This is a genomic window from Paenibacillus sp. R-74696 (assembly GCF_055814915.1).
In genome coordinates this window covers 251,386-275,933 of the sequence record NZ_JBPULM010000018.1, presented here as the reverse complement: position 1 = coordinate 275,933, position 24,548 = coordinate 251,386, and the positions used below count along the sequence as shown (strand labels likewise).

Sequence of the window (24,548 nt, the reverse complement as noted above, 5' to 3'; positions counted from 1 at the left end):
CTTATTCCGCTTATGGATGATGTTTTTTTAAAGATTTTTTAGTAGTCGTAGTAGTAGGGGGCCTGAATATGTGGATAAGTGGGACAAGCGCTGATAGATCAAGCCTATCCACATGTGTATAGACTGTGTATAGGCTTGTGTTCGTTTTCCGTATAAAAGTGGATAACTTTTCAGCACAATTTGCTCTGCATAACGGCTTACGTATGATTTTTGATTTTTTCAGTCAGGTTTTGCAATATTTTGTACAAGTCCTGATCGATTTTAAGCTGCTGCGTAATTTTCTCATGGGCATGAATGACTGTTGTATGGTCCCGCCCGCCAAAAGCTTCGCCGATCTTTGGCAGTGAGTGGTCCGTAAGCTCTCGAGAGAGGTACATGGCGATTTGCCGCGGATATGCCACAGCTTTCGTCCGTTTGCGCGCCTTAAACTCCTCAAGCCGCAGCCCATAAAACTCCCCGACCTTCTGCTGGATCTCGTTAATGGTAATCAGCTTCGGCCGGCTTGAAGGAATAATATCCTTGAGCGCTTCAGCTGCCAAATGGGAGGAGATATCCTGATTAATGAGCGAGGAGTAAGCGACAACCCTGATCAGGGCGCCTTCCAGCTCACGAATATTCGTATCGATCTGGTTAGCGATATAAACCATCGCTTCATTGGGAATATCGAGATTTTCGGCCTTAGCCTTCTTGCGCAAAATAGCAATCCTCGTCTCCAGATCAGGCGCCTGGATATCGGTAATTAGACCCCATTCAAAGCGGGAACGAAGGCGCTCCTCCAGCGTCGGAATTTCCTTCGGCGTACGGTCGCTGGAAATGACGATTTGCTTGCGCTCTTCATGAAGCGCATTGAAGGTATGGAAAAACTCCTCCTGCGTCCCGTCTTTACCGGCCAAAAATTGAATATCGTCAATGAGCAAAACGTCGATATTCCGGTACTTATTGCGGAAGCTTTCCCCACGGTTGTCACGAATCGCGTTAATAAATTCATTGGTGAATTTCTCCGACGAAATATACATGATCTTCGTATTGGGATTGTGATCCTTAATATAGTGGCCGATTGCATGCATCAGATGCGTTTTTCCAAGGCCAACACCGCCGTAGAGAAACAGCGGATTGTAGGCTTTCGCCGGCGCTTCAGCTACCGCAAGTGATGCCGCATGGGCAAAGCGATTGTTGGCGCCGATAACGAATGTCTCGAACGTATATTTGGAATTCAGCACATGGGTATGGCTTTCTTCCTGTACGACGGGCACATCCATTGCTCTAGGCGGCATCATAGCTGCCGGCTCGGCGCTTCGCGCCTCTTCAATGGAAAAACGCACATCGACCTGTCTGCCTAGAAATTCAAACAGGGTTGTGCGAATTAGTTTTGTATAACGGCCTTCCAGCCATTCAGCTGCAAATGTTGTCGGTGCCGTAACTTCAAGCAAAGTATCATTCACGAACGAAGCTTTGGTTGCCTTAAACCAAGTATCAAAACTTGGCTTGCTCAGCTTCGTCTGAATAATTGACAACACTTGCTGCCATATATCATAAGCATGGCTGTCCACAGACGTCACTCCTTATCAAAATCGCCGAAACGGCGCAATTAAGCCATATTCTGTCGAATGAATGTCATTTTTCCAAGGAAAACATCCACAATATGAAGAAATGAAAACGGTTGAGTTATAAATAGGTGATTAACTTGTTCACATTTTTATCCACAGCCTGTTAATAAGATTGAGGATAAAGGGAAGGTATCCACATATAAAACATAACTATCATAGCAAAAGATCCCTTGTATTTCAACGGATTCGAAGATTTTATCCACATATTCAATAGCTTGTGTATAAAAGTTGCGCACAACACTAGATATTGTTTATATCTTGTTAAGATTTCGACAAAGTTCGTAAGTTCGCTGAAAAAGTTGTGCACAGCTTATTCATTTTCTGCAAAATCGCCGATTTCATTCATTTATCCACAGCTTTCGATTTATTGTTTGTAAGACGCAGGGTGAGTTGACTTTCCGAAGGGTACGTGCTTTAATTGAACTACCTGTTTTTTTTATGAAGAAGTACGGGAGGTGCAGAGTAAATGAGACCTACATTTAGACCGAATGTTAGCAAACGTAAAAAAGTGCATGGATTCCGCAAGCGGATGAGCACGAAAAACGGACGTAAAGTTTTGGCGGCGCGTCGTCAAAGAGGCAGAAAAGTTCTTAGCGCATAAGCAAAAGACCACGTCGGGTGGTCTTTTTTTTTGCCTTGCCGGCGATACTTTTGAACATAATATAGGAAAGAACGGTGAAATGGAGTCGTGCAAAGAAGATTGCGTCTGCGTAACCGTAGCGACTTTGGCCGGGTCTACCGGGGAGGCAGATCGTTCGCCAACGGGCAGTTCGTCGTATATTGGTCGAAGCAGCCTGTGGCGGAGCCTTTCCGACTGGGCATTTCAGCAAGCAAAAAAATCGGCAATGCGGTTGTTCGCAATCGGATGCGCCGCGTCATTAAAGAAATCATCAGGTTGAATGAGGCAAGGATCGTTCCAAAGGTCGATTTCATCATTATTGTTAGAAAGCCTGCGGTGGCGATGGAGACGAGCCAGATGGAAAAAAGCATTATGCATGTGCTAAGGAAGGCCGGGCTCCTCAAGCGTTAAGCGGAGACCGCTTTATGCCCATTGGGGACAGTTCGTTTCGTTTAGACGTAAGAGGTGTGCGGATAATAGAATTGGCTATCCCCATTAATATTAAAAACGGTTACATAGGTGACGAAATTACCTTATGCCATTCCTTTCTTTTGTCCTACCAATTATGGTATAGTTTAAAGGATGAGAAGGTATAGGAAATATGTCTGTAACGATGCAGATTTATCTCATGCGAAACTGCGTAGTTTGTGCTGAATGGCGACGAAACCGTTTAATGCTGGATAGGCGAAGCATCGGCTCTCAAGAGAGGAGTTTTCATGTTGTTTCGGAAAGAAAACCGTAAATGGCTTTTTGTTTTTGGCATGCTAATGACTATGGTAATCATTGCAGGCTGCGGGACGGAGATAGCTCAAACGACGAGCACGGAGGACTTGCTGAAAGGCGGTTTCTGGCAGCGTAATGTCGTTTACTATTTCGCGATTACCCTAGATACATTCGCAGATTGGTTTGCCGGATCGTATGGCTTGGCCATCCTGCTCATTACCATTATTGTAAGAACAGCCATTTTGCCGCTGACGATTAAGCAATATCGCAGCTCGAAGGCTATGCAGGCTTTGCAGCCGCAAATCGCAGAGATGAAGAAGAAATACAAGGATGACCCTAAAAAGCAGCAGGAAGAGACAATGAAACTGTTCCAGGCCAATCAGGTAAATCCGATGGCAGGATGTTTGCCACTCATTATACAGATGCCTGTATTTATCGCGCTCTATAATGCGATTTATATGAACCCTGAGGTGCGTACGCATGCTTTCTTGTGGTTGCAGCTAGGGGAGAAGGACCCTTATTACATTCTTCCCGTTATCGCCGCGGCGACAACTTTCATCCAATCGAAGATGATGCAGAAGCAGCAGACGCAAACAATGCCTGGTATGGGAGCTATGCTCGCCATTTTCCCAGTATTGATTTTCGTCATGGCGATTAATTTCCCAGCAGCTCTGCCGCTTTACTGGATTTACAGTAACATCTACACAATTGTTCAAAACTATTTCTTGTATGTGCGCAATGCTGAGAAAAAAGGCAATGACGATACAGGTACCAACGATAAACAATCTAAAGGTAAGGGTAAACGTAAGGGGGCCCTCGCGAAATGAAGAAAATCGTTGCATCAGGGAAAACGATAGAAGAGGCTGTACAGAGTGGTTTGACACAATTAAATGTGGCTGAGGATCGTGTGAGGGTAGCTGTTCTTGAGCAGCCGTCCAAAGGATTCCTCGGTTTGATCGGCGTGAAAGAAGCGAAAGTAGAACTGGAGCTTATTCCTGATCCAACAAGTGAAGCTGAGCAGTTCCTTCTGGAAGTAGCGAGCACAATGGGACTAGCTGTATCCGTTGAACGCAAGCAGACGAGGGAAGGCACGCAGCTTTCGATTTCAGGCGGGGGAGATCTCGGCATGTTAATCGGAAGGCGCGGGCAAACGCTCGATGCATTGCAGTACTTGGTTAATATTGTGGCAAACCGCTATTCGGACAGTCATCTTCGTATCGTACTTGATGCAGAGGATTTTCGCGAGCGCCGGCGCAAGACGCTGGAAGAGCTGTCGGAGCGCCTTGCGGGCAGAGTAATTCGCACGAAAAAAGAGGTTGTGCTGGAGCCGATGTCTTCCCATGAGCGGAAGGTCATTCATTCCCAGCTGCAAAATCATCCTCGTGTGAAGACATACAGCAAAGGTGATGAGCCGCATCGACGGATTGTCATTGCCCTGAAGTCATAAAGGTAGAACAGATTCGCAGCAATGGCTCCCATGGTCATTGCTGTTTTTCCATTTGAGAGGTGCTGAACACAATGATACAAGATACGATAGCCGCGATTTCAACCGCTGTTGGAGAGGGCGGTATTGCCATTATCCGCATAAGCGGTCCGAATGCAGTTGCCGGGACAGCTGCACTATTTCAAAGCCGAACCGATCTGCGCGAAGCAGACAGCCATACGGTGCATTATGGACATATCGTTCATCCAGCTACAGGCGAGCAGATTGAAGAGGTGCTGGTGACGCTAATGCGTGGGCCGCGTTCTTTTACAGCCGAGGATGTTGTGGAAATTAATGCTCATGGCGGCGTAGTCGCGGTTAAGAAGGTGCTCGATGTGGTGCTGATGCAGGAAGATATGCGATTAGCTGAGCCTGGCGAGTTTACGAAGCGGGCCTTTCTGAACGGGCGCATCGATTTAATGCAGGCGGAAGCGGTCATCGATCTTATTCGTTCAAAGTCGGATCGCGCTTTCTCCATCGCGCGCAAGCAAGCAGAAGGCTTGCTGTCTAAGCGGATTAAAGCGCTCAGGCAGACGGTCATTGAGCTGCTGGCGCATATTGAAGTGAATATTGATTATCCTGAGCATGATGTCGAGGAAATGACGACGGCTTATATTCGTGATCAAAGCCAAATTGCGCTGGATGAAATCGCTAAGCTTTTAAAAACAGCAAATGAAGGCAAAATATTAAGAGAAGGTATTATGACGGCAATCGTCGGCAGGCCGAACGTAGGCAAGTCATCATTGCTTAATATGCTGGCGCAGGAAAATAAAGCGATTGTGACCGATATTCCCGGCACAACGCGTGATGTCATAGAGGAATATGTCACGCTTAATAACATTCCGCTGCGGCTGCTTGATACGGCAGGCATTCGCGAGACGAGCGATCTCGTCGAGCAGCTTGGGGTGGAGCGGTCGCATACGGCACTTGCGGAAGCCGATCTTATTTTATTCGTGCTGAATTATAATGAGCCGCTGCATGCCGATGACCGTGAGCTGCTGGACCGAATGGCGGGTCGCCAAGTGGTATTGGTCATTAATAAAACCGACCTGCCAGGCAAGCTCGACATGGAAGAAATCGAGAAGCGTTTCAGCCCAGAAGCGATTGTCCGCATGTCGGTGCTGCAGGAAGCGGGCCTGGATTATTTGGAGAAGGCAATTAGCGGAATGTTTTTCGAAGGCAAGCTGGATTCCGGCGATTTGACCTACGTCAGCAATGTGCGGCATATTGCTTTATTAAAGAGGGCGCAGCGTTCGCTGCTTGATGGTATCGAGGCAGCGGAGGCGGGCATCCCGATTGATGTGATGCAAATTGACGTGCGTTCAGCTTGGGAGTCGCTTGGTGAGATTCTCGGGGATGCGGCCCACGATTCATTGATTGATCAAATCTTTTCACAATTTTGTTTGGGCAAATAATAAGCGATCAATAGCCTCCGGACGAACATCCATCAGGCTAGCAGCGCTTTGGGAGGTACTTGGAATGGGATACGAAGCAGGGCAATATGATGTTATCGTTATCGGTGCGGGACATGCGGGCAGCGAAGCTGCGCTTGCGGCAGCGCGTATGGGCTGTGAGACGCTATTACTGACGATAAATTTGGATATGGTGGCCTTCATGCCATGCAATCCGTCGATTGGCGGACCGGCCAAAGGGCATGTCGTTCGTGAGCTAGACGCTTTAGGCGGCGAAATGGGCCGTAATATTGATAAAACCTTTATTCAAATGCGGATGCTGAATACAGGTAAAGGGCCTGCGGTTCACGCGCTTCGCGCACAGGCGGATAAGTTTGCCTACCAGCATGAAATGAAAAAGACGATTGAGGAGACGCCAAAGCTGACGCTGCGCCAAGGAATGGCAGAAGAACTGATGGTGGAGGAAGGCAAAATAGTGGGGCTTGTGACGAAAACAGGCGCGATCTATCGGTCGAAGACGATCGTCCTGACAACAGGCACCTATTTGCGCGGCAAAATCATTATGGGTGAGCTGATGTATGAGAGCGGCCCGAATAACCAGCAGCCTTCGCTGAAGCTGTCAGCAAGTCTGAAGGAGCATGGCTTCGAGCTGGTGCGTTTCAAAACCGGTACGCCGCCACGCGTGCACAAGGATACCATTGATTTTACAAAGACAGAAATTCAACCGGGCGATGAGCAGCCGAAATTTTTCTCACATGAGACGATTTCCTCCAATAATGAGCAGCTTCCATGCTGGTTGACTTATACGTCGGAGCAAACACACAAAATCATTAACGATAATTTGCATCGCGCACCGATGTTTTCGGGAGCAATTGAAGGCACAGGCCCAAGATATTGTCCGTCGATCGAAGATAAAATTGTGCGTTTTGCCGATAAGCCAAAGCATCAGATTTTTCTGGAGCCGGAAGGTCTGCATACGTCGGAGTATTATGTACAAGGACTTTCCACAAGCATGCCGGAAGATGTCCAATTGGGCATTTTACGATCAATCCCAGGTTTGGAAAAAGTTGAAATGATGCGCAATGGCTATGCGATTGAATATGATGCAGTCGTGCCGACGCAGCTATGGCCATCATTGGAGACAAAGGTCGTTGACGGGTTATTCACAGCTGGACAAATCAACGGTACTTCCGGTTATGAGGAAGCGGCTGGCCAAGGTGTTATTGCAGGAATAAACGCTGCTCGTAAAGTGCAAGGGAAAGAACCGGTCATTATTGCGCGTTCCCAAGGCTATATTGGCGTAATGATCGATGACCTTGTAACGAAGGGGACTAGTGATCCTTATCGGTTGCTAACTTCCCGTGCAGAATATCGCTTACTGCTTCGCCATGACAATGCTGACCTGCGTCTGACTCCAATTGGCTATGAAATTGGTTTGATTTCGGAAGAGCGTTATGAAAGCTTTTTGAATAAAAAAGCATTGGTTGAACAAGAAATTGAAAGATTGCGCACGACAAAAGTGAAACCAGAGGAAGCGCTACCCGTATTAAAAGCTGCGGAATCAGCTGAAATTCCGTTTACGGTAGATGCGTTATCGCTGCTGCGCCGTCCAGAAATTACGTATGCGATGCTGGAAAGCATTACGCCTTCAGAGCTTGCTTTGACAGAGGAAATGAAGGAGCAGGTTGAAATTCAAATTAAGTATGCCGGATACATTGAGAAGCAGCTGTTGCAGGTTGAACGACTGAGCAAAATGGAGAAAAAACGGATACCGGATGATATCGATTATTTCGATGTGCAGGGGCTTGCTTCTGAAGCGAAGCAAAAGCTGTCGGACATCAGACCGTTGTCCATCGGTCAGGCTTCCAGGGTAGCTGGCGTAACGCCAGCTGATATTTCCATACTGCTCGTTTATTTAGAGCATTATAACCGCGTTGTAGCGGCGAGAGGATAGAAGAACAAACGATGGAACAGACGATAGAGTGGTTTCCAAAGCTGATGCAAGAGCGGGGAATTGCCTTATCCCAGCATCAGCTTGATCAGTTCGATACGTATTATCGCTTATTGGTCGAATGGAATGAACGCATGAATTTGACCGGTATAACAGAACGTGAAGCCGTCTATGAAAAGCATTTTTATGATTCGGTTTCCCTTTCTTTTTTTATCGATATGAAAGCAGTCAATAAAATAGCGGATATTGGTTCTGGTGCAGGCTTTCCAAGCATTCCACTAAAAATCTGCTTCCCGCATTTGAAAATAGTGATTGTTGATTCCTTGAATAAACGTATCCAGTTTCTTAATGCTTTGGCAGAGCAGCTGGGTATTGCTGACGATGTCAGCTGTGTTCATGGACGTGCTGAGGATATCGGCAGACTGCAAGGTCATCGTGATGCCTATGACTTGGTAACAGCAAGAGCTGTTGCCAGGCTAAATGTACTGAATGAGTTTTGTTTGCCCTTTGTACGCAAGAGCGGTCTGTTCGCAGCGATGAAAGGTTCGCAAAGTGAGGAAGAGGTTCGGGAAGCGGGGACCAGCTTGAAGGAGCTGAAAGCTGCTGTCCGTTCCGAGCACAGCTTCACATTACCATTCGAACAATCCGAACGGCATATTGTGCTGATTGAGAAACGTGAAGCAACTCCGCGCAAATATCCCCGTAAAGCGGGAACACCACTAAAACAGCCTATTTTATAAACACGATCTACACGATTACTTATTATAGAATTTAAGCTTGAGGCAGATAAATGGAAATGGTAAGTTTAGGGATGTTTCACGTGAAACATTGCTTGCTATTTCCAGATTTCTGCTTGTATTTTTATTTAGCATTCAAGGCTGTCAAGCAGGAAATACTTAGGGGCAAGTAGAAATAATAGAGAGAACAAAATAGCAGGAAGCTCTTTATTTTTGCAGAACAGCACACATATTTTTAAATATAAGAATGTACAAGTTATCCTCTTATAATCGGCGCATATCTCATTGTTAAACGGTAGCTTTGCCGCCAGAGGACGGTGACAACCGTTTACGCTTGTATTCAAAATCATTTGTAGCCTTCTGTAACCATTTCCGATAGTCTCTATTGAAGTGGAACAGAATATAAGCAAGACTGTTATTTGGCAGCACATCTTTGAAGCTGGCTCTGCTACTATAATGGAGCCGTTTCTTGATCGGGTGGTAGTGGATAAATGAAAGAGCATCTTTCTCGTTTGTTTGGTTTGAATGACCAACGCAGTAACAACAATGAAGAGGTTAAACAAATTCCGGTTAATGAAATCGACACGAGTCCATTTCAACCAAGGTCCATATTTGATGATGATCGAATTGATGAATTATGCCAGACGATTAAGACGCACGGCATTATTCAACCTATCGTTGTGCGGATGCGGAATAACCGTTATGAAATCATTGCGGGTGAACGCCGCTGGCGTGCTGTAACGAAGCTTGGTTATGATACGATACCAGGCATTATTCGCGAGTTTAATGACTCACAAACGGCATCTATCGCGTTAATCGAAAATTTGCAGCGGGAAAATCTAACGGCTATTGAAGAGGCTGTTGCTTACCAGAAGCTGATCGAGCTGCATCAATTGACGCAGGAAAGCTTGGCGCAGCGATTGGGGAAAAGCCAATCAACGATTGCCAATAAGCTAAGATTGCTGGCACTTAATGATGTAGTTAAAAGCGCGTTAATGGAACGTAAAATTACCGAACGTCACGCACGGGCATTGTTGGCTCTGCCTACTGAAGAGCTCCAGCTTCAAGTGCTGGAAGAGATTATTACCAAAGAACTCAATGTAAAGCAAACGGAAATTCGAATTGCTTTTCTGAATGAAACAGTTAAAGCTAAAAAAGTAAAACGGGTATCTTTTACGAAAGATGTTCGGCTTGCTCTTAATACAATTAGACAGTCTATTGAGATGGTGTCAGGCTCTGGCTTGCAAATTAAGACAAATGAGAAGGATCATGAGGATCATTATGAAATTGTGATTCACATTCCTAAACGTTAGGCGTATGATTCGTTAAAGGGACTCTTAAATCCTCATTTGCATGTAGATACTATTAAATGCGATAATAGATTTAACTGCTGCCGTCCTCGCTGCTTGCTGAGGGCGGCGAATCCATTTATGCTAATATTACTACTAGGCGATGTCCCGCTACTGGACGGTTACCGCTTATATTGCTTCTTTGTTAATAGCTTTTACACAGAGTATAGAGGTGAAAGACTTGTCTAAAATTATAGCAATAGCGAATCAGAAGGGTGGCGTCGGCAAAACGACGACATCAGTTAATTTGGGTGCTTGTCTGGCGACGCTTGGCAGACGGGTGCTGCTTGTTGATATTGATCCGCAAGGCAATACGACTAGCGGAGTAGGTATTAATAAGGCAGATGTTGAAAGCTGTATTTATGATGTGCTTGTAAATGATATCGATCCACATGAAGCGATGGCAGATACGAAAATTCCGGGCTTGAAAATTATCCCTGCCACCATTCAACTTGCTGGGGCGGAGATTGAGTTGGTTCCAACTATTTCCAGGGAAGTTCGTTTAAAGAAAGCGCTGCATTTATTAAAAGATCAGTTCGATTATATTTTAATCGACTGCCCACCATCTTTGGGATTATTAACCATTAATTCCTTAACCGCTGCTGATTCGGTCATTATTCCAATTCAATGTGAATATTACGCCCTGGAGGGCTTGAGCCAACTTCTGAATACGGTGAGATTGGTGCAAAAACATTTAAACACAACGCTGCAAATTGAAGGCGTATTGCTTACGATGCTTGATGCCAGAACGAATCTGGGCATTCAGGTTATTGAAGAAGTGAAGAAATACTTTCAACAGAAGGTATACCAGACGATTATTCCGCGTAATGTGCGCTTAAGTGAAGCGCCTTCTCATGGACAAGCGATCATTACGTATGATCCTAAATCGAAGGGTGCAGAAGTATATCTTGAACTGGCGAAGGAAGTGATTACGTATGAGCAAGCGGCTAGGTAGAGGTCTGGATGCACTTATTCCATCGCTTTCGGTAAACGATGATGATAAAGTCATTGAGGTTGCAATTGCGCAATTGCGACCAAACCCTTACCAACCACGGAAAACATTTGATGAACAGTCGATAAAAGAATTGGCGGAATCGATTAAGCAGCATGGTGTCATTCAGCCTATTATTGTTCGCACTGTAATGAAGGGCTATGAGATTATTGCGGGCGAACGTCGATTCAGAGCATCGCAGCTTTGCGGCAATGCGACTGTTCCGGCAGTTGTCAGATCGTTCTCGGATCAACAGGTTATGGAAATTGCGCTGATTGAAAATTTGCAGCGTGAAGATCTAAATGCGATAGAAGTGGCGATAGCTTATCAGAACCTCATGGACAAGTTCAAGCTGACCCAAGAAGAGCTTTCTATGAAAGTAGGCAAGTCCAGATCGCATATTGCTAATTTCGTGAGATTGCTGGCCTTGCCAGAATCTATTAAAGACAATGTTTCACGTGGAACAATTTCCATGGGACATGCCCGTGCACTGGCAGGCATTAAAGATTTGAAGGTGCAGCTGGAATTGGCCGAACTCATTATTAATCAGGGCTGGAGCGTACGTGAACTGGAGGAAGCGATTCAGAAGCTGGAGTCGATTAAGGATGAGGACAGCAATGACGGCAAACAGGCCAAAGGCAAAACGAAGAAGCGTGACCCTTATATTGAAAGCTTAGAGGAGTCGCTCAGAGAACGCTTCAAAACAACAGTGAAAATTAAGCAGCAAAAGGATAAAGGGAAAATCGAACTTCAATATTATAATAAACAGGACTTGGAACGGCTTCTGGAGATGCTTCAATACATGGCGTAGTCTTGATAAGATAGCATACCCGAGGTGTAATCTTTGATCCTGAAGATTAAACTAAGGTATGCTATTGTTATGAGAAGAAACGTTAGTGATGGTGGGAGTGGATGGATGATGAATACTGATGGTGAAAAAATCATTTACTTAGATCATGCTGCAACTTCATGGCCGAAACCTAACTCGGTTATTGATGCTGTAAATCATGCTATGCTGCATGATGCAGCTAATCCGGGGAGAGGCAGTCATCGAATGGCTGTTCGGGCAAGCCGTGTGTTGTTTGATACACGAAAGCAATTAGCTAAACTGTTTCGGGTGAGAAACCCTAATGATATTGCATTTGCAGGGAATACGACAGGCGCTTTGAATATGGCGATAAAAGGCTATCTCAAAGAAGGCGACCATGTAGTTGCTACTGGAATTGAACATAATTCCGTAAGACGGCCGTTGGAGTTTTTAAAGCAGTCACTCGGAATAAAGGTCACCTACGTAGAGGCGGACGAACAGGGTAATATAACGGTTGATCAAGTGCGGGATGCTCTTGTGCCGCAGACGACGCTAGTTATCGTGAGCCATAGTTCAAACCTGCTGGGAACCATTGTCCCTTTAGCTGAAATTGGCGAGCTGACCCGACAAAGAGGTGTGAAGCTGCTAGTGGATGCTGCTCAAAGTGCAGGGATTCTAGAAATTGACGTTGAAGCTATGGGGATTGATATGCTTGCTTTCCCAGGGCATAAAGGGCTGCTCGGTCCACAGGGCACAGGGGGCTTGTACATCCATCCGGAGCTAGACCTTGTTCCAATGCTCCATGGCGGTACTGGGAGCCAATCTGAGGCGGCTGAGCAGCCTCGTGTGCGTCCGGATCGTTATGAAGCGGGGACGCAAAACACGCCAGGTCTGGCTGGTTTGAAGGCTGGCGTGGAGTATGTTCTGAATGAGACGGTTCATAAAATCCATACTAAGGAATGGACGCTTACCCAGCAGATGATGGAGGGGTTGTCTGCGGTAGAAGGAATCAGGCTGCTTGGGCCGAAGCTTGGTCAGCAGCGGACGGGTATGGTTTCCTTTGTAGCGGAAGGCGTCGATCCTTCGGAGATGTCTTTTATTTTAGACCAGCATTACCAGATCGCTGTGCGTGCGGGCTTTCATTGTACGCCGCTTGCCCATGCCAGCGCAGGTACGATGGCTACAGGAGCGGTTAGAGCGAGTGTGGGTTATTTTACAACAGAGGCGGAAGTGAGTGCTCTCGTTGATGCGGTGCGTGAAATACGTACGCAATATAAAATTTGATTTATTTCTGGGGGCGGAAAGGTTTACATGAATGATTGGATGAACAACCCTTTATACGGTTTGTTGGCATTACTGGTACTGCTGCTTTTTATTATTTTAATGTGGGTCATTTCTCTGGGGAGAAGGCTCAAAAAACTGCGCAAGCAGTATGTTGAAGTCATGGGCAATACAGGTGTGACGAATATTGAAGAAGTCGTTATTGGTCTGAAGCAGGAAATAGCCGAGCATGCAAGGCATTCGAGAGCAGTGGAGGCGCAGCTGGAGCAACTGGAACGGCGCCAGCTTGAGGAGAAGGGACGCTTGGGTATTATTCGCTATAATGCGTTCTCGGAGCAAGGAAGCGACCTTAGCTTCTCCATCGCAATTGTAAATGCCGCGCAAGACGGAGTCGTCGTGTCGAGTATTCATAGCAGGGATAGTGCTTATGTGTATGCCAAGCCGTTAGAGGGCGGACAATCAACTTATCCGTTAACACCGGAAGAGCTGCAGGCGATTGCGAAAGCAAAATAAAAAGGGCGATTCTAGAGCTGTAGGTTGTATCATTCGGCTGAAGCGGCTTGCTCTCTAGCCTGAAGCATGACGCGATTACTGCCCATTATAGCGGAGAAAAGGCCAAAGGCAATAAGGTCGGCCATCTTGATAACAAGATGCAGACGGGTATTTTGCAGCACGAAGTATTCCATAAAACCACCCACATTCACGATGCCGGTAATATGCATATCACCGACAGGCGGGAGCTCCTTATTAACACCGGCTCCAGGGCGTACCGGACCCGTTCCAATATGAACGGAGCCAATGCTGGATACTTGTCCTAAACAAGCATCAATGCCAATGATAAATGGATTGTGGTGGTTTTGATGAATAAGTGCCAACGTATCGGTCAGGTTCATCGCGTGAACCGGCTCTTCCAGCGTGCCGTATAAAGCAAAGTAAGGGCTGTTGTATTTTGCGAGAGAGGTTCCGATGATGGGGCCAAGCGAATCGCCCGTTGAACGGTCGGTACCCACGCATACGATGATGAGCGGCCTGGCACCTGAAAGCTCATTGAGCATCAGGGAGAGTCTGTTTACGATTAACGTCATGGCGTTGGTATCGGTATGCGGAACTTTCAACGGTACATCCTTCAAAAAAGAAAGTTTCATAGAATCCCTCCGTTATAGCTAATATGTTATCTAGTATATGGATGGGACAACCATTTTATACGTCATAAACCCACTGATTACGTTGCGTAAAAAGAGGGAGAGGAGAAAACTGGCTTATGTTGATTGCCTTTGATTCCACACAGCAGGCGTTGCGCGCGGAAATGCTGCTCGAATATGCGGAGATTGAAATAGATATTTGTCCAACCCCTAAAGAGATTACGGCTGGGTGTGCCTTGTCTATTCATTTTCCAGAGGACGATTTGGAGACGGTGCAGCAGGTCATTGTGTCTGAGAACGTTGAAATAAGAGGGATTTTTAAACCTATTCATTCGGGATATGAACAAGTGAATCTGTAGGAGGAAATAGCTCTTGAATACACTAAACATGTACAAAAACTTCATGGAGTGGTTGACCAATATGGAAACTTGGCAGCGCTTCGGTGAATCAGCGCTTCGGATAGCGCTCATTATTGTTATTACGCATTTGCTTATATGGATTGTCAATAAATCGATTGATCGTATATTATCAAATAAACAAACAAGCCGGTTGCCGATGCAGGCTAGAAGAATGGTTACGGTAGGACGGCTGCTCAAAAATATCGTTATGTACGCTTGCTATTTAATTGGCGGCATGCTGTTAATGTCGGAGCTGGGCATTCAGCTGGGGCCGCTGCTCGCAGGTGCCGGAATCGTAGGTTTGGCTATTGGTTTTGGCGCACAGAGCTTGGTAAAGGACATTATTACCGGATTCTTTATTATTTTGGAGGATCAGTTTGCCGTGGGCGATGTCATTCAGGCTGGACAGTTTAAAGGAACGGTCGAGGTTATCGGATTGCGTACAACTAGACTGCTGAGCTGGACAGGGGAAATATTCATCATTCCAAACGGAATGATTAATGAGGTGACGAACTTCTCCTTGCGCAACTCTGTAGCTGTCGTGGACGTTTCGATCGGCTATGATGAAGATGTAGATCGGGCTACAAGCATTATCCAAGCAACCGTAGATAAGCTGGAGGATGAAAATCTTGCGAAACCGCCTGAGGTGCTCGGTATTCAGCTGATGGGCGCAACAGATGTCAAAATCCGTATCATAGCGGAATGCTTGCCTAATACCCAGCATGCGCTGGCCAGGAAGATTAATTTACAGGTGAAGAAAGCGCTGGTTGAGAACGGTATGGATACACCGTATCCACGCATGGTTACCTATCATCGCGATGAGAGGAGCGGAGAAAGAAATGGAGCGTAAGCAATTTGAGCTTGGTGATGTCGTCCAGATGAAAAAGCAGCATCCTTGCGGTTCGAATGAAATGGAAATTATTCGAATGGGCATGGATATCCGTATTAAATGCGTAGGGTGCAAGCACAGTGTATTAATACCTCGGGCGAAGTTTGAGAAAAATATGAAAAAAGTGCTTCGTTCCACCGCTTCTGCTGATGGTGGGCAAGCGCCGGCCCAGTCTGAGCCGGGCTCTGAGTAAAAATCATTGACGGAATAAATGATTACAGCAATGAGTGACCTCCAGCCTTTTATGTAAAGGCGATGGAGGTTTTTTTGTTTCTCGGCTTTTCCATTGTTTACAGCCTGGAAACAACGTGGACGTCTTTCAGATACTTTTGCTCCGTATAGTATGTTTTGACATTAGAAATACTATGTCTTAGCGATCAGGAGAGAGTGGAGGAAAGAAGCCGATGTGTGGAATTTCCGGAATCATCCGATACGGCAATGGAAGTGATCCAACGGATAGAGAGATTAGCAGCATGATGGAGCAGATGGGACATCGAGGTCCTAATCAATCCGGCATTCAGCTTATGGATAGAGCAGCATTAGGCTTTAACAGGCTTTCTATTGTTGATATTGAAGATGGAGCCCAGCCAATGACCAATGAAAATGGACAGGTTTGGCTTATTTTTAATGGAGAAATATACAATTATAAAGAGCTGAGACAACAGCTGCAAAGCAAAGGTCATCAGTTTCGCAATCGTACCGATTCAGAGATCATCGTGCATCTCTATGAGGAATATGGAATAGATTGCGTGCACCATTTAAGAGGCATGTTCAGCTTCGCGATTTGGGATAGGAAGGAACAGCACCTGTTTGCGGCGCGGGACCATTTTGGGATAAAGCCGTTCTATTATTCGCAGGAGGAGCATCAGTTTCTTTTTTCATCAGAAATAAAGGGGCTTCTGGCTGTTAGCGGGCAAGCTACGCATGTGGATTATGCCAGCATGATGCACTATTTGACCTTTCAGTACGTACCGCAGCCGCAGACGATGTTTAAAGGGGTTCAGAAGCTGGAGCCGGGGCATTTTATGCTTGTTGATCGGGAAGGCAGGATAACCAAGCGGCGTTACTGGGAGCCTGCTTTTGAACCGGAGCAGCGGCCGATAGGCACCTTTATAGAGGAAATTAGAGCTGTGCTTCGCGATTCGGTGAAGCTGCATCGTCAGGGTGATGTGCCGCTTGGCAGTTTTTTATCAGGCGGAATCGACTCGTCGGCGATTGCAGCGTTATCGATGCAGGAGCAGCTAACGAAGACCTTCTCGGTAGGCTTTGCAGGAGAGCGAAATGAAAATGAATATGCCCGGGCAGCGGCCGATGTAATTGGCTCCAAACATTATGAAGAGGAAATAACGCCTGAGCAATTTTTTGAAAATACGCAAAAAGCAGTATGGCATATGGACGAGCCCGTTGCCGATCCGTCAGCTATTGCGTTATACAGCCTATCTCAGCTGGCAGGAAAGCAGGTAACGGTCGTCATGTCGGGAGAGGGGGCAGATGAGCTGTTCGGCGGTTATGGGATCTATGGCGAGCCACGCTCGTTGCGGCCTGTCTCATGGCTGCCGGACGGCATGAAGTCGCGGCTGCATCGAATGGTGGAGCGGGTTCCGCTCGCTTTTCGCGGGAAAAACTATTTGTTACGCGGTTTCTCGCCGATTGAGCAGCGTTTTTACGGAAATGCCAAGCTGTTTAATGAAAAAGATAAACAACAAATCACGCTGCTTAATCCGGAACGTTTTGAGGCGATGCAGCCTTCGGCTTCATTAACAAGCGACGTTTATTATAATAGCCGCCATCTAGATGATGTAACTCGTATGCAGTTGATTGATATGAACTTCTGGCTGCCGGGCGATATTTTGATGAAGGCGGATAAAATGAGCATGGCGCATTCGCTGGAGCTGCGCGTTCCTTTTCTCGATAAAGAGGTGTTTGAGGTGGCTCGCAAAATTCCAGCCGAATACAAGCTGGCGAACGGCACGACCAAATACGTGCTGAGGGAAGCGATGCGAGGCATTCTTCCTGAGCCGCTATTGCAGCGGCCCAAGCTTGGATTTCCGATCCCGCTCCGCAAGTGGCTGCATGGAAAGATTGGAGATCAAATGCTGGAGCAAATTAGCTTTGTGCCGCAGTGGTTTAATGTCCATGCCGCCCGTCTAATGCTGATGCAGCACCGGGAGGGCAAGGGTGATTACTCGCGGAAGCTGTGGGCGCTTTATATATTCGCAGTATGGCATTCCACTTTTATTGGTCAATATTCCTTTGGGAAAGCTCGCACGCAGCAGCTGCAAATAGGCACGAATCGGTTGCATGCAAACGGCATAAAAATATAAGAGGTTTTAGTTGCATCGAGTCGGCAAATATGATAAAATCTTCTTATATGCGGAGAGGTACCCAAGAGGCCCAAGGGGGCTGACTCGAAATCAGCTAGGCGTGTCAAAGCGTGCGTGGGTTCGAATCCCACCTTCTCCGCCATTCTCGCATATATGCGCTGTTACGGCGATTGTAATACTATAGAGTTATCTATGAAAAATCTGATTCCTGCTTCAAAAGGGAATCAGATTTTTTGTTGTGCTTATTATCAAATGAAGCCAGTCCCTTAAGGAGCTGGCTTCGCTTCCATCGTTTTTTTGGACAGAATAATAATAGTTGCAGCTGCTACGGATAACAGGGTACAGCACGTAAACATGGCAGGGTAAGAGCTGCTTTGCAGTAGAATGCCCATTGCAAATCCACCAAGGGAAAAACCGAGGTCGTAGGACGATAAAAAAATCGCCATCAGCACATATCGGGTTTTCTCCGGCAAAATAAAAGAGAGATAGGTTGTCAGCGTTGGATAGAGCAGCGCAACGGCGAAGCCATTAAATACGGCAGACACGTATACAAAAGCACCTACGATGTCCAGCATGGCCAGCAGTTGGCTCCCCAGCGCAGCAGACAGCAGCATTCCAGCCATGAGCCATGTATTCCAGCTGCCATTGGACGGGATTCTTTTGCGCAAAACAAAGCGGCAAGTGATGACGACCAGGCCCTGTATCGTTAAATATACACCGGCATCCCCTGAGCCGGCTGCTAACATAAACAGCGGTAGAAAGGTCGCGGTAGCCCCAAACACGCAGGAAGCCAGCAGCATAATGATGCTGCTAATGAGCAAGGGTGGACTCGTCCAAATCGTGCCCAGGGAAGCAGCCATATCGCGAAGCGTATAGGTTTTATCCTGTACAGTCCGTTCCGGAAGCGCCGCGCGGTAGAAGACGAGCAGGGGACCGACAGCCAGCACGATCATCAGCAGGGCGAATAGCAGCTGGCTGTCGCTTTGCCATATTTGTAAAGCGGCGATCGGAATAACGAGTGACGGAACCATTGTAAACAAGGTGTACATGGACAACCCCTGAGCTCGATCTTTATTTTCCAAAGATTCAACAATTCCTACCTGCATCGTCATGGAGAAAAAAGCCGTGATAGCCCCCTGCAGCGCTCTGAGCCAAATGTATTGTTCCGTTCCGCTAACGGTATAAATGAGCAGGAGGACAGCATGGGCACAAAGCAGCCATTTCATAACGGCAAGCGGGCCAAAACGGCCAATGAGCTGTGCGGCAAAAGGTCTGAGGAGCATGCATGTAAACATATAGGCTCCCATAATGAAGCCAATCTCCGCCTGATTCATGCCCACCGCTTCGCTTCGGAGCGGCAAAATAATCGTTAAAGCCGAATTGGCTGCAAAAAAGAAAAAGGCCAAAACATACAAGCGAATAAATGAAGCAGAGGAAGGATGCTGCTTCGCTGATACAAAATGCAAGATAATACCCACCTTTGTGCAAATCAATTAAGCCATACTCTGATTACTTTATCATGAAACGGACATTTTATAATATAAAATAAACATAGGAAAAAGGAGCTCTTGCGAGCTCCTTCTCCTGACGGTGTTTGATCGATTGAGTACATTTTCTCACTACTTTACAACAGAAACATGGGAGCAATCACTATTCAATCAGTACCAACGTTTCCGCTGCTGCGTATTCGTTAACTGACCTGTCCATTCTTTTGGCTGGCGGCATATACCGCTTTACTTTTGGAAATGGACAAGTGTGCGTGTGTTACGGACATTGTCTTTGGCACAACCCTCCGCTTCTAAAGCTCAGTGGACAAATTCCTCTTGTAGCAGCCCTTGCACTATGAAGTCCAACGGAACCACACCTCTCTTCACACCGTCATAAATTAGAATGCCCACGCTGGGCGAAAGCTATACATTCTTTTTGAAATTTAGTGGCCCATTCGCTTCCACTTGCGCTCGTGGTTCGAGTTGTCCGGGAAGCGTTGGCCTTTGCTCAACTTCACCTTCTGTGGGTTCTGAATGCCTTGATGAAAGGAATTGACGCCATCCTCGATGTAAGTGCCATCATTCGGCGCTTTATCGCCAGCGGAAAACAATGTTCCTTCGCCCATCGTAAATAACCTCCTGTACATGATGTGGATTGCCATTGAAGCCGTTATGACGTCATGACATAAGCCTGCAAGCATAATGAAATCGTCTGCCCGCTACATTAATATGAGCCGAGGGCTGGACGTTCATGAACACCAGATAACGGGAGGAAATAGAAGCTTGTTTTTGGGCTATATATTTGGTATAGTTAGAGGATGCGAGTAAGAACCTCGCTCCTTGCTCCATTTATGGGGCCGTTAGTCCAAAAGGAGGTGAAACATAATGCGCAAATACGAAGTGATGTACATTGTTCGTCCTGATGTTGAGCAAGAAGCTCTTCAAGCTGTCGTTGAGAAATTTAATGGCATCATCTCCAATGGTGGAGAAGTTACGAAACAAGATGTTAGCGGTAAACGCCGTCTTGCGTATGAGATCAACAAGATTCGTGAGGGATACTACGTTCTGGTTCATTTCAACGGAACTACGGAAGTCGTTAACGAACTTGACCGTATCCTGAAGATTACGGATGAAATTATCCGCTTCTTGGTCGTCAGAGACGTAGCTTAGTTGAAGCCAAGGATTGATCGATTGGGAGGTCAGAGACGATGTTGAATCGTGTAATACTTATTGGTAGATTGACGAGAGATCCAGAATTGCGTTACACGCCTGCTGGCGTTGCAGTAGCGCAATTTACAATAGCAGTTGACCGTCCGTTTACGAGCGGTCAGGGCGAGCGTGAAGCGGATTTCATTCCGGTAGTCACGTGGCGTCAGCTAGCCGAGACATGCGCCAACTACTTACGCAAAGGCCGCTTAACGGCGGTTGAAGGTCGCATTCAGGTTCGGAACTACGAGAACAACGAAGGCAAGCGCGTCTATGTGACGGAAGTAATCGCTGACAACGTCCGTTTCTTGGAATCCAACAAGGATGCGGGCGGAGCGCGTGAAGAGAGCGGTGCCATGAGCGGCGGAGGCGGTTCTTTCGGAGGCGGTTCTTCCTACGGTAACGGTGGAGGAGGCGGAGGCGGCTATAACAGCAACAACAACAGTAATAACAATAGCGGCCGCTCCAGTAACAACTCACGTAACGACAACCGTGATCCGTTCTCGGATGATGGTCGACCGATCGATATATCTGAGGATGATTTGCCATTTTAGGACTTTACAACTTTTATTGCATAAAAAACTGTATAACCCTTGATAATGCTGGGTTTATAAAGATTTGATTGTGTAATAATTGTGTAATTTCAAACACTGATATATAACTTATTTTGATCTTAAAATATAGTTGTGTATATGTGTAAATTTCTCAATGAAAGGATGGATTCGAATGAGCTTTAAGCCAAGAGATGGCGGAGACGGAGAGCGTCCAGAACGCAAATTCGGCGGCCGCAAAGGCGGACGTAACAAACGTCGTAAAGTTTGCTTCTTCACCGTGAACAAGATCACTAAAGTTGATTATAAAGACACGGACCTGCTTAAAAAGTTTATCAGCGAGCGCGGCAAAATTTTGCCACGTCGTGTAACTGGAACAAGTGCGAAGTACCAACGCCTGCTGACTGTTGCGATCAAACGTTCGCGTCAAGTAGCATTGCTGCCGTACACTACAGAATAGATTTATCTATTCAAAAGAAGCCTGCCTGAGATTCGTCTCGGCAGGCTTTTATTAATATTCAGTTTTGGACTTTTCATATTCTATGTACGGAATAAGCAAAGGCCCTAATTAGATCAAAGTATTGATCTAATTAGGGCCTTTTTATGTGCAAAATTAATTCATCTGATCGCGAGGCACAAAAGGAAATGCGAATGGGGCATTCGAGAATTAATTCACAAAGCCAAGAGAGGGATTAGTTAGATAGGGTTTTTAGACAAGAACGAAACCTGTTTAAGATCATATTCAAATGAGTGTTTACCTATCCAAATCAGATGGCCCCATGAGTCGAGAACAAAAACCTCCGTACTCTTAACATATTTCTGGACATACTCAACATGATCAAGTGAGATCGAACTATCGTTTTTGCTATGCATTAATAGTGTTGGAGCGGTTATTAAGGATAATTCAATCATATAGTCTTTAAGAGTATGATCGAGGTCAATGATGAATCCTTTATAAGAGCGTTGTCTATTATTCATTTTACGGAAAGCTTCTGCGCCATGCCTATCCAGTTTTTCGCGTGCTTCAGTATAGGAAAGCGTGGAAAAAGAAGAAAGCATCATTTTAACCGTCAGTTGTGGCAATAGGTTATTCATCGAGGCGAGCATTTTCCAAGTCCATTTTTCAAATCGAGGATTGAAAAGGTATTGTCCAATTAGGTATGCTTTATCTTTTGTTGTCAGCCAGGGTTTTGTAACCGCACATTGGAAGGTCAAACTGGTAATATGATCAGGAAATCGCGCACAGAAACATATGCCTGTAGGTCCACCAGCTGAAACTGCAATGACGTGCGTCTTCTCTATATGTAAATGATCCAGCACCGTGCGAATGAAATTCTCAAGGATGCCTTGGTTTTTTCGCAAAAGACCGGAAGCGGTAAAGGTATTTCTTCGGAGCTGCTTCCGTAGCTAGTCCGGCCAACGATAGCGCTGCACTAGCTTCGAGCTTGATCGTGCTTTACTCCTTGATTTGGATATTTATGGCTGCTTTTTGGGGAGAGGAGAAGCGTGGGCTGAATCAAATGCCGTTGTTAAGCAACAAGATGCTTCTGCCTGCCGCAGGCTTAAGCATCCTCGTTATTGGAATGGGGCTGGGCTCAGAAGTGGTGTACGGATGGGTGTCCGTCGCCGGATATACGCTCCTTCACCCTTCAACCTATATTGATGCCGTATTAAAGGAGTAGATGGAATGGCCTTTCAAATCATATTAAATCTGATTATAGCTTTCGTCTGGATGCTATTGAATAATGAATGGTCCATGATGCAGTTTACCGTCGGTTATTTGATCGGCATAGGGTGCATAGGACTGCTCCGCCGCTTCTGGCCGCATGACTTCTATCTGAAAAGAGTGTGGGCGATCTTCAAGCTGTTCGTCCTGTTTAATAAAGAATTGCTCCTGTCCAGCCTAGCTGTGATGGTGCAAATTGTTAAGCCGAAGCTAGCCATACGCCCTGGCATCTTCGCTTTTCGGACGGAGCTGAAATCCGATTGGGAAATAACGGTGCTTTCCTGCCTCATTTGCCTGACACCTGGTACGCTTACTTTAGATGTATCCTCTGATAATCAAACCTTGTACATCCATGCCATTGATATTCACGATGCAGAGCTGCTAGCGGTGCAAATTAAAGATACGTTTGAAAAAGCAATTATGGAGGTGACGAGGACATGATCACCTATCTGCTTCTTATATCGTTGGCCCTATTGGCTTTGGCCATAATGGGCTGTATGTACAGATTGCTGAAGGGGCCCTCCCTGCCGGACAGAATTGCTGCCTTGGATACGATTGGCGTCATTTTGCTATCCATGGTTGCGATCCTTTGCGTCCTGCTTAGAACGACGGCCTATATTGATATTGTTCTGTTAATCGGCGTATTAAGCTTTATTGGGACGACGGCATTTGCGCGATATATGGAAAGAGGTGAGGTCATTGAATAGTGGGCTGCTTAGCGAGGCAGGGGAAATCGCGATTGGAATCGTCATTTTACTTGGAGCCATCATTAGCTTAATCAGCGCATTTGGCCTCATTCGACTCCCTGATGTTTATTTGCGATCACATGCGGCGACCAAAAGTGCAACGCTAGGTGTTTTGTTTATTTTGGTCGGTGCCTTTCTCTATTTTTTGTTTTATGAGGGGCATGTCAGCGTTAAGCTGCTGCTTGGCATCGTATTCGTCTTTTTGACCTCTCCGGTAGCGGGGCATTTAAATGGAAGGGCTGCTTATCGTTCGGGAGTGCCGCTATGGAAGAAGAGCGTTCAGGACGATCTGGAGCAAGCGATGGCCAAAGAGCGGGCGGAAGGACAATAACGATAGGGAGGCTTGCTAGTGCCTGAAGCGATTGCGGTTCATCCTTATTTTAAAATGGAGAGACAAGTGACGGCTACCGAGCAGGTGATCATTTTCCATGAACGCACCCTCTTCTTGTATGAAACAGAAATTATGACCAGCTATCGGCTGTTCCCTCTTCATGACGTGTACGATATGTCCTATCGCCGTATAGGGCAGGGAGAGGGCATTTTATATTTGCATACGAAACAAGGTGTATATCCTTATAATGTGAAATCTGATCCATGGTTATTTATAGAGGCATTTATGCGGTTAACGAAGAAGTCATAAAAAGTTGACCGTACACTGCATTTGTGGTTGTTCCAAATAAAGTAGGAATATTTAGATGTTGCTTGATCCAGCGGAAAAATACTTCAATTTGCCAACGAGCCTTGTACATCTGGGCAACTTGCTCTGCAGTGACTTGCATCAAGTCCGTGACAACTCGGATTTCGCGGCCTTCAAAGTCCTGGAATATAACCACACGGTGCCGGTTCTTGGAACGGCATTGTGTGGTTCCAAGCCGGCAAGTCATATCCCGAACGATCGGCGAAGCTGCATCTTTTTGTCGACGTAATGCACGTGGTTTTTCGAAATGGACATTGTCTCGAAAACGAATAACGAAAGGCTGTCCGTTCTCTTTGTAACAATCCATCACCATGATATAATCGGCGTGGTTCAATCCTTCGCTCACCGATCCATCTTGTTTAGAACCAACGCTTTCAATCACGTTCAGTGGTTGCTCATTTTCAGCCTGTAACGCCACATG

30 protein-coding genes and 1 tRNA gene are annotated in these 24,548 nt (G+C 46.2%); 25 read left to right on the top strand and 6 right to left on the bottom strand.

Annotation, left to right across the window (positions count from 1 at the left end):
• Window positions 1-197 precede the first annotated feature (197 nt).
• A complete protein-coding gene (gene dnaA, locus ACSR9A_RS05595; RefSeq protein ID WP_056036004.1) occupies window positions 198-1,550 on the bottom strand; it encodes a chromosomal replication initiator protein DnaA in 1,353 nt (450 codons plus the stop codon).
• Window positions 1,551-2,073: 523 nt separating this feature from the next.
• Between dnaA and rpmH the strand changes: the two genes are divergently transcribed.
• The 12 genes from rpmH to ACSR9A_RS05535 all read left to right on the top strand — a co-directional run bounded on the left by rpmH (window position 2,074) and on the right by ACSR9A_RS05535 (window position 13,474).
• Window positions 2,074-2,208, top strand: coding sequence for a 50S ribosomal protein L34 (gene rpmH, locus ACSR9A_RS05590; RefSeq protein ID WP_074904820.1), 135 nt, complete (start codon window positions 2,074-2,076; stop codon window positions 2,206-2,208).
• An 87-nt stretch (window positions 2,209-2,295) separates the two neighbouring features.
• Window positions 2,296-2,637 carry a ribonuclease P protein component gene (rnpA, locus tag ACSR9A_RS05585; RefSeq protein WP_338553775.1) on the top strand — a complete coding sequence of 114 codons (342 nt, stop codon included), beginning with the start codon at window positions 2,296-2,298 and terminating at the stop codon, window positions 2,635-2,637.
• Window positions 2,638-2,942: 305 nt separating this feature from the next.
• Entirely contained in the window at window positions 2,943-3,776 is an 834-nt protein-coding gene (gene yidC, locus ACSR9A_RS05580; RefSeq protein ID WP_341280287.1) for a membrane protein insertase YidC, read from the top strand.
• A complete protein-coding gene (gene jag, locus ACSR9A_RS05575; protein ID WP_473756101.1) occupies window positions 3,773-4,396 on the top strand; it encodes an RNA-binding cell elongation regulator Jag/EloR in 624 nt (207 codons plus the stop codon). Before yidC ends, jag begins: the two co-directional genes overlap by 4 nt.
• A 71-nt stretch (window positions 4,397-4,467) precedes the next feature.
• On the top strand, window positions 4,468-5,847 hold the full coding sequence (gene mnmE, locus ACSR9A_RS05570; RefSeq protein ID WP_473756100.1) for a tRNA uridine-5-carboxymethylaminomethyl(34) synthesis GTPase MnmE: 1,380 nt from the start codon (window positions 4,468-4,470) through the stop codon (window positions 5,845-5,847).
• A gap of 64 nt (window positions 5,848-5,911) precedes the next feature.
• A complete protein-coding gene (mnmG, locus tag ACSR9A_RS05565; protein ID WP_473756099.1) occupies window positions 5,912-7,798 on the top strand; it encodes a tRNA uridine-5-carboxymethylaminomethyl(34) synthesis enzyme MnmG in 1,887 nt (628 codons plus the stop codon).
• Window positions 7,799-7,809: 11 nt separating this feature from the next.
• Window positions 7,810-8,535, top strand: a complete 726-nt coding sequence (gene rsmG / locus ACSR9A_RS05560) for a 16S rRNA (guanine(527)-N(7))-methyltransferase RsmG (RefSeq protein WP_473756098.1) — start codon at window positions 7,810-7,812, stop codon at window positions 8,533-8,535.
• A gap of 488 nt (window positions 8,536-9,023) precedes the next feature.
• Window positions 9,024-9,845: a nucleoid occlusion protein gene (gene noc / locus ACSR9A_RS05555; protein ID WP_473756097.1), complete on the top strand. Its 822-nt coding sequence runs from the start codon at window positions 9,024-9,026 to the stop codon at window positions 9,843-9,845.
• A 217-nt stretch (window positions 9,846-10,062) separates the two neighbouring features.
• Window positions 10,063-10,836: a ParA family protein gene (locus ACSR9A_RS05550; protein WP_341280282.1), complete on the top strand. Its 774-nt coding sequence runs from the start codon at window positions 10,063-10,065 to the stop codon at window positions 10,834-10,836.
• Complete coding sequence (locus ACSR9A_RS05545) at window positions 10,817-11,683, top strand: ParB/RepB/Spo0J family partition protein (protein WP_473756095.1); 867 nt, start codon at window positions 10,817-10,819, stop codon at window positions 11,681-11,683. The genes ACSR9A_RS05550 and ACSR9A_RS05545 overlap by 20 nt, the downstream gene beginning before the upstream one ends.
• A gap of 105 nt (window positions 11,684-11,788) precedes the next feature.
• A complete protein-coding gene (locus ACSR9A_RS05540; RefSeq protein ID WP_473756094.1) occupies window positions 11,789-12,964 on the top strand; it encodes an aminotransferase class V-fold PLP-dependent enzyme in 1,176 nt (391 codons plus the stop codon).
• 27 nt (window positions 12,965-12,991) lie between these two features.
• Window positions 12,992-13,474 (top strand): DUF4446 family protein, encoded by a 483-nt coding sequence (locus tag ACSR9A_RS05535; protein WP_473756093.1) that lies wholly within the window; start codon window positions 12,992-12,994, stop codon window positions 13,472-13,474.
• A gap of 29 nt (window positions 13,475-13,503) precedes the next feature.
• Here ACSR9A_RS05535 and yyaC read toward each other — a convergent pair whose 3' ends face one another.
• Window positions 13,504-14,106 (bottom strand): spore protease YyaC, encoded by a 603-nt coding sequence (gene yyaC / locus ACSR9A_RS05530; protein WP_473756092.1) that lies wholly within the window; start codon window positions 14,104-14,106, stop codon window positions 13,504-13,506.
• 116 nt (window positions 14,107-14,222) lie between these two features.
• On the opposite strand from yyaC, the gene ACSR9A_RS05525 reads away from it, so the two are divergent.
• From ACSR9A_RS05525 to ACSR9A_RS05505, 5 genes are all read left to right on the top strand, one after another.
• Complete coding sequence (locus tag ACSR9A_RS05525) at window positions 14,223-14,462, top strand: putative Se/S carrier protein (RefSeq protein ID WP_341280278.1); 240 nt, start codon at window positions 14,223-14,225, stop codon at window positions 14,460-14,462.
• Window positions 14,463-14,475: 13 nt separating this feature from the next.
• Window positions 14,476-15,351: a mechanosensitive ion channel family protein gene (locus ACSR9A_RS05520; RefSeq protein ID WP_473756091.1), complete on the top strand. Its 876-nt coding sequence runs from the start codon at window positions 14,476-14,478 to the stop codon at window positions 15,349-15,351.
• Window positions 15,341-15,583: a DUF951 domain-containing protein gene (locus tag ACSR9A_RS05515; protein ID WP_473756090.1), complete on the top strand. Its 243-nt coding sequence runs from the start codon at window positions 15,341-15,343 to the stop codon at window positions 15,581-15,583. The genes ACSR9A_RS05520 and ACSR9A_RS05515 overlap by 11 nt, the downstream gene beginning before the upstream one ends.
• 211 nt (window positions 15,584-15,794) lie before the next feature.
• Window positions 15,795-17,714 carry an asparagine synthase (glutamine-hydrolyzing) gene (asnB, locus tag ACSR9A_RS05510; protein ID WP_473756089.1) on the top strand — a complete coding sequence of 640 codons (1,920 nt, stop codon included), beginning with the start codon at window positions 15,795-15,797 and terminating at the stop codon, window positions 17,712-17,714.
• A 51-nt stretch (window positions 17,715-17,765) separates the two neighbouring features.
• A tRNA-Ser gene (locus ACSR9A_RS05505) sits at window positions 17,766-17,856 on the top strand.
• Window positions 17,857-17,980: 124 nt separating this feature from the next.
• On the opposite strand, the gene cntE is transcribed toward ACSR9A_RS05505, so the two are convergent.
• Both cntE and ACSR9A_RS05495 read right to left on the bottom strand, forming a co-directional pair.
• On the bottom strand, window positions 17,981-19,180 hold the full coding sequence (gene cntE / locus ACSR9A_RS05500; protein WP_473756088.1) for a staphylopine family metallophore export MFS transporter CntE: 1,200 nt from the start codon (window positions 19,178-19,180) through the stop codon (window positions 17,981-17,983).
• Between the two features lie 464 nt (window positions 19,181-19,644).
• Window positions 19,645-19,827 carry a YjzC family protein gene (locus tag ACSR9A_RS05495; RefSeq protein WP_341280272.1) on the bottom strand — a complete coding sequence of 61 codons (183 nt, stop codon included), beginning with the start codon at window positions 19,825-19,827 and terminating at the stop codon, window positions 19,645-19,647.
• A 259-nt stretch (window positions 19,828-20,086) separates the two neighbouring features.
• Between ACSR9A_RS05495 and rpsF the strand changes: the two genes are divergently transcribed.
• From rpsF to rpsR, 3 genes are all read left to right on the top strand, one after another.
• The gene (gene rpsF, locus ACSR9A_RS05490) at window positions 20,087-20,371 is read left to right on the top strand and encodes a 30S ribosomal protein S6 (RefSeq protein WP_099517873.1); all 285 of its coding nucleotides are present in this window, start codon (window positions 20,087-20,089) and stop codon (window positions 20,369-20,371) included.
• Between the two features lie 38 nt (window positions 20,372-20,409).
• Window positions 20,410-20,961 carry a single-stranded DNA-binding protein gene (gene ssb / locus ACSR9A_RS05485; protein ID WP_473756087.1) on the top strand — a complete coding sequence of 184 codons (552 nt, stop codon included), beginning with the start codon at window positions 20,410-20,412 and terminating at the stop codon, window positions 20,959-20,961.
• 172 nt (window positions 20,962-21,133) lie between these two features.
• Window positions 21,134-21,418, top strand: a complete 285-nt coding sequence (rpsR, locus tag ACSR9A_RS05480) for a 30S ribosomal protein S18 (protein ID WP_099517875.1) — start codon at window positions 21,134-21,136, stop codon at window positions 21,416-21,418.
• 236 nt (window positions 21,419-21,654) lie between these two features.
• Here rpsR and ACSR9A_RS05475 read toward each other — a convergent pair whose 3' ends face one another.
• A complete protein-coding gene (locus ACSR9A_RS05475) occupies window positions 21,655-22,320 on the bottom strand; it encodes an alpha/beta fold hydrolase (RefSeq protein WP_473756086.1) in 666 nt (221 codons plus the stop codon).
• A gap of 116 nt (window positions 22,321-22,436) precedes the next feature.
• On the opposite strand from ACSR9A_RS05475, the gene ACSR9A_RS05470 reads away from it, so the two are divergent.
• The 5 genes from ACSR9A_RS05470 to ACSR9A_RS05450 are packed head-to-tail and all read left to right on the top strand — an operon-like array spanning window position 22,437 to window position 24,070.
• Complete coding sequence (locus tag ACSR9A_RS05470; protein WP_473756085.1) at window positions 22,437-22,640, top strand: hypothetical protein; 204 nt, start codon at window positions 22,437-22,439, stop codon at window positions 22,638-22,640.
• A 5-nt stretch (window positions 22,641-22,645) separates the two neighbouring features.
• The gene (locus tag ACSR9A_RS05465; protein WP_473756084.1) at window positions 22,646-23,125 is read left to right on the top strand and encodes a Na+/H+ antiporter subunit E; all 480 of its coding nucleotides are present in this window, start codon (window positions 22,646-22,648) and stop codon (window positions 23,123-23,125) included.
• Complete coding sequence (locus ACSR9A_RS05460) at window positions 23,122-23,391, top strand: Na(+)/H(+) antiporter subunit F1 (protein WP_473756083.1); 270 nt, start codon at window positions 23,122-23,124, stop codon at window positions 23,389-23,391. Before ACSR9A_RS05465 ends, ACSR9A_RS05460 begins: the two co-directional genes overlap by 4 nt.
• Window positions 23,384-23,761, top strand: a complete 378-nt coding sequence (mnhG, locus tag ACSR9A_RS05455) for a monovalent cation/H(+) antiporter subunit G (protein ID WP_473756082.1) — start codon at window positions 23,384-23,386, stop codon at window positions 23,759-23,761. The genes ACSR9A_RS05460 and mnhG overlap by 8 nt, the downstream gene beginning before the upstream one ends.
• Before the next feature lie 18 nt (window positions 23,762-23,779).
• Window positions 23,780-24,070: a hypothetical protein gene (locus tag ACSR9A_RS05450; RefSeq protein ID WP_473756081.1), complete on the top strand. Its 291-nt coding sequence runs from the start codon at window positions 23,780-23,782 to the stop codon at window positions 24,068-24,070.
• Here the strand turns inward: ACSR9A_RS05450 and ACSR9A_RS05445 are convergent.
• Window positions 24,045-24,545 (bottom strand): transposase, encoded by a 501-nt coding sequence (locus ACSR9A_RS05445; protein ID WP_473756080.1) that lies wholly within the window; start codon window positions 24,543-24,545, stop codon window positions 24,045-24,047. The genes ACSR9A_RS05450 and ACSR9A_RS05445 overlap by 26 nt on opposite strands.
• Between the last annotated feature and the right edge of the window lie 3 nt (window positions 24,546-24,548).

Coding starts and splice junctions, on each gene's coding strand:
- ACSR9A_RS05535 (WP_473756093.1), top strand. CDS start 12,992: ATGAATGATTGGATGAACAACCCTTTATACGGTTTGTTGGCATTACTG.
- ACSR9A_RS05525 (WP_341280278.1), top strand. CDS start 14,223: ATGTTGATTGCCTTTGATTCCACACAGCAGGCGTTGCGCGCGGAAATG.
- rpsF (WP_099517873.1), top strand. CDS start 20,087: ATGCGCAAATACGAAGTGATGTACATTGTTCGTCCTGATGTTGAGCAA.
- noc (WP_473756097.1), top strand. CDS start 9,024: ATGAAAGAGCATCTTTCTCGTTTGTTTGGTTTGAATGACCAACGCAGT.
- yyaC (WP_473756092.1), bottom strand. CDS start 14,106: ATGAAACTTTCTTTTTTGAAGGATGTACCGTTGAAAGTTCCGCATACC.
- ACSR9A_RS05495 (WP_341280272.1), bottom strand. CDS start 19,827: ATGGGCGAAGGAACATTGTTTTCCGCTGGCGATAAAGCGCCGAATGAT.
- yidC (WP_341280287.1), top strand. CDS start 2,943: ATGTTGTTTCGGAAAGAAAACCGTAAATGGCTTTTTGTTTTTGGCATG.
- mnmG (WP_473756099.1), top strand. CDS start 5,912: ATGGGATACGAAGCAGGGCAATATGATGTTATCGTTATCGGTGCGGGA.
- ACSR9A_RS05545 (WP_473756095.1), top strand. CDS start 10,817: ATGAGCAAGCGGCTAGGTAGAGGTCTGGATGCACTTATTCCATCGCTT.
- mnmE (WP_473756100.1), top strand. CDS start 4,468: ATGATACAAGATACGATAGCCGCGATTTCAACCGCTGTTGGAGAGGGC.
- jag (WP_473756101.1), top strand. CDS start 3,773: ATGAAGAAAATCGTTGCATCAGGGAAAACGATAGAAGAGGCTGTACAG.
- ACSR9A_RS05540 (WP_473756094.1), top strand. CDS start 11,789: ATGATGAATACTGATGGTGAAAAAATCATTTACTTAGATCATGCTGCA.
- ACSR9A_RS05515 (WP_473756090.1), top strand. CDS start 15,341: ATGGAGCGTAAGCAATTTGAGCTTGGTGATGTCGTCCAGATGAAAAAG.
- ACSR9A_RS05460 (WP_473756083.1), top strand. CDS start 23,122: ATGATCACCTATCTGCTTCTTATATCGTTGGCCCTATTGGCTTTGGCC.
- rpsR (WP_099517875.1), top strand. CDS start 21,134: ATGAGCTTTAAGCCAAGAGATGGCGGAGACGGAGAGCGTCCAGAACGC.
- ssb (WP_473756087.1), top strand. CDS start 20,410: ATGTTGAATCGTGTAATACTTATTGGTAGATTGACGAGAGATCCAGAA.
- asnB (WP_473756089.1), top strand. CDS start 15,795: ATGTGTGGAATTTCCGGAATCATCCGATACGGCAATGGAAGTGATCCA.
- rsmG (WP_473756098.1), top strand. CDS start 7,810: ATGGAACAGACGATAGAGTGGTTTCCAAAGCTGATGCAAGAGCGGGGA.
- rpmH (WP_074904820.1), top strand. CDS start 2,074: ATGAGACCTACATTTAGACCGAATGTTAGCAAACGTAAAAAAGTGCAT.
- ACSR9A_RS05465 (WP_473756084.1), top strand. CDS start 22,646: ATGGCCTTTCAAATCATATTAAATCTGATTATAGCTTTCGTCTGGATG.
- ACSR9A_RS05470 (WP_473756085.1), top strand. CDS start 22,437: ATGGCTGCTTTTTGGGGAGAGGAGAAGCGTGGGCTGAATCAAATGCCG.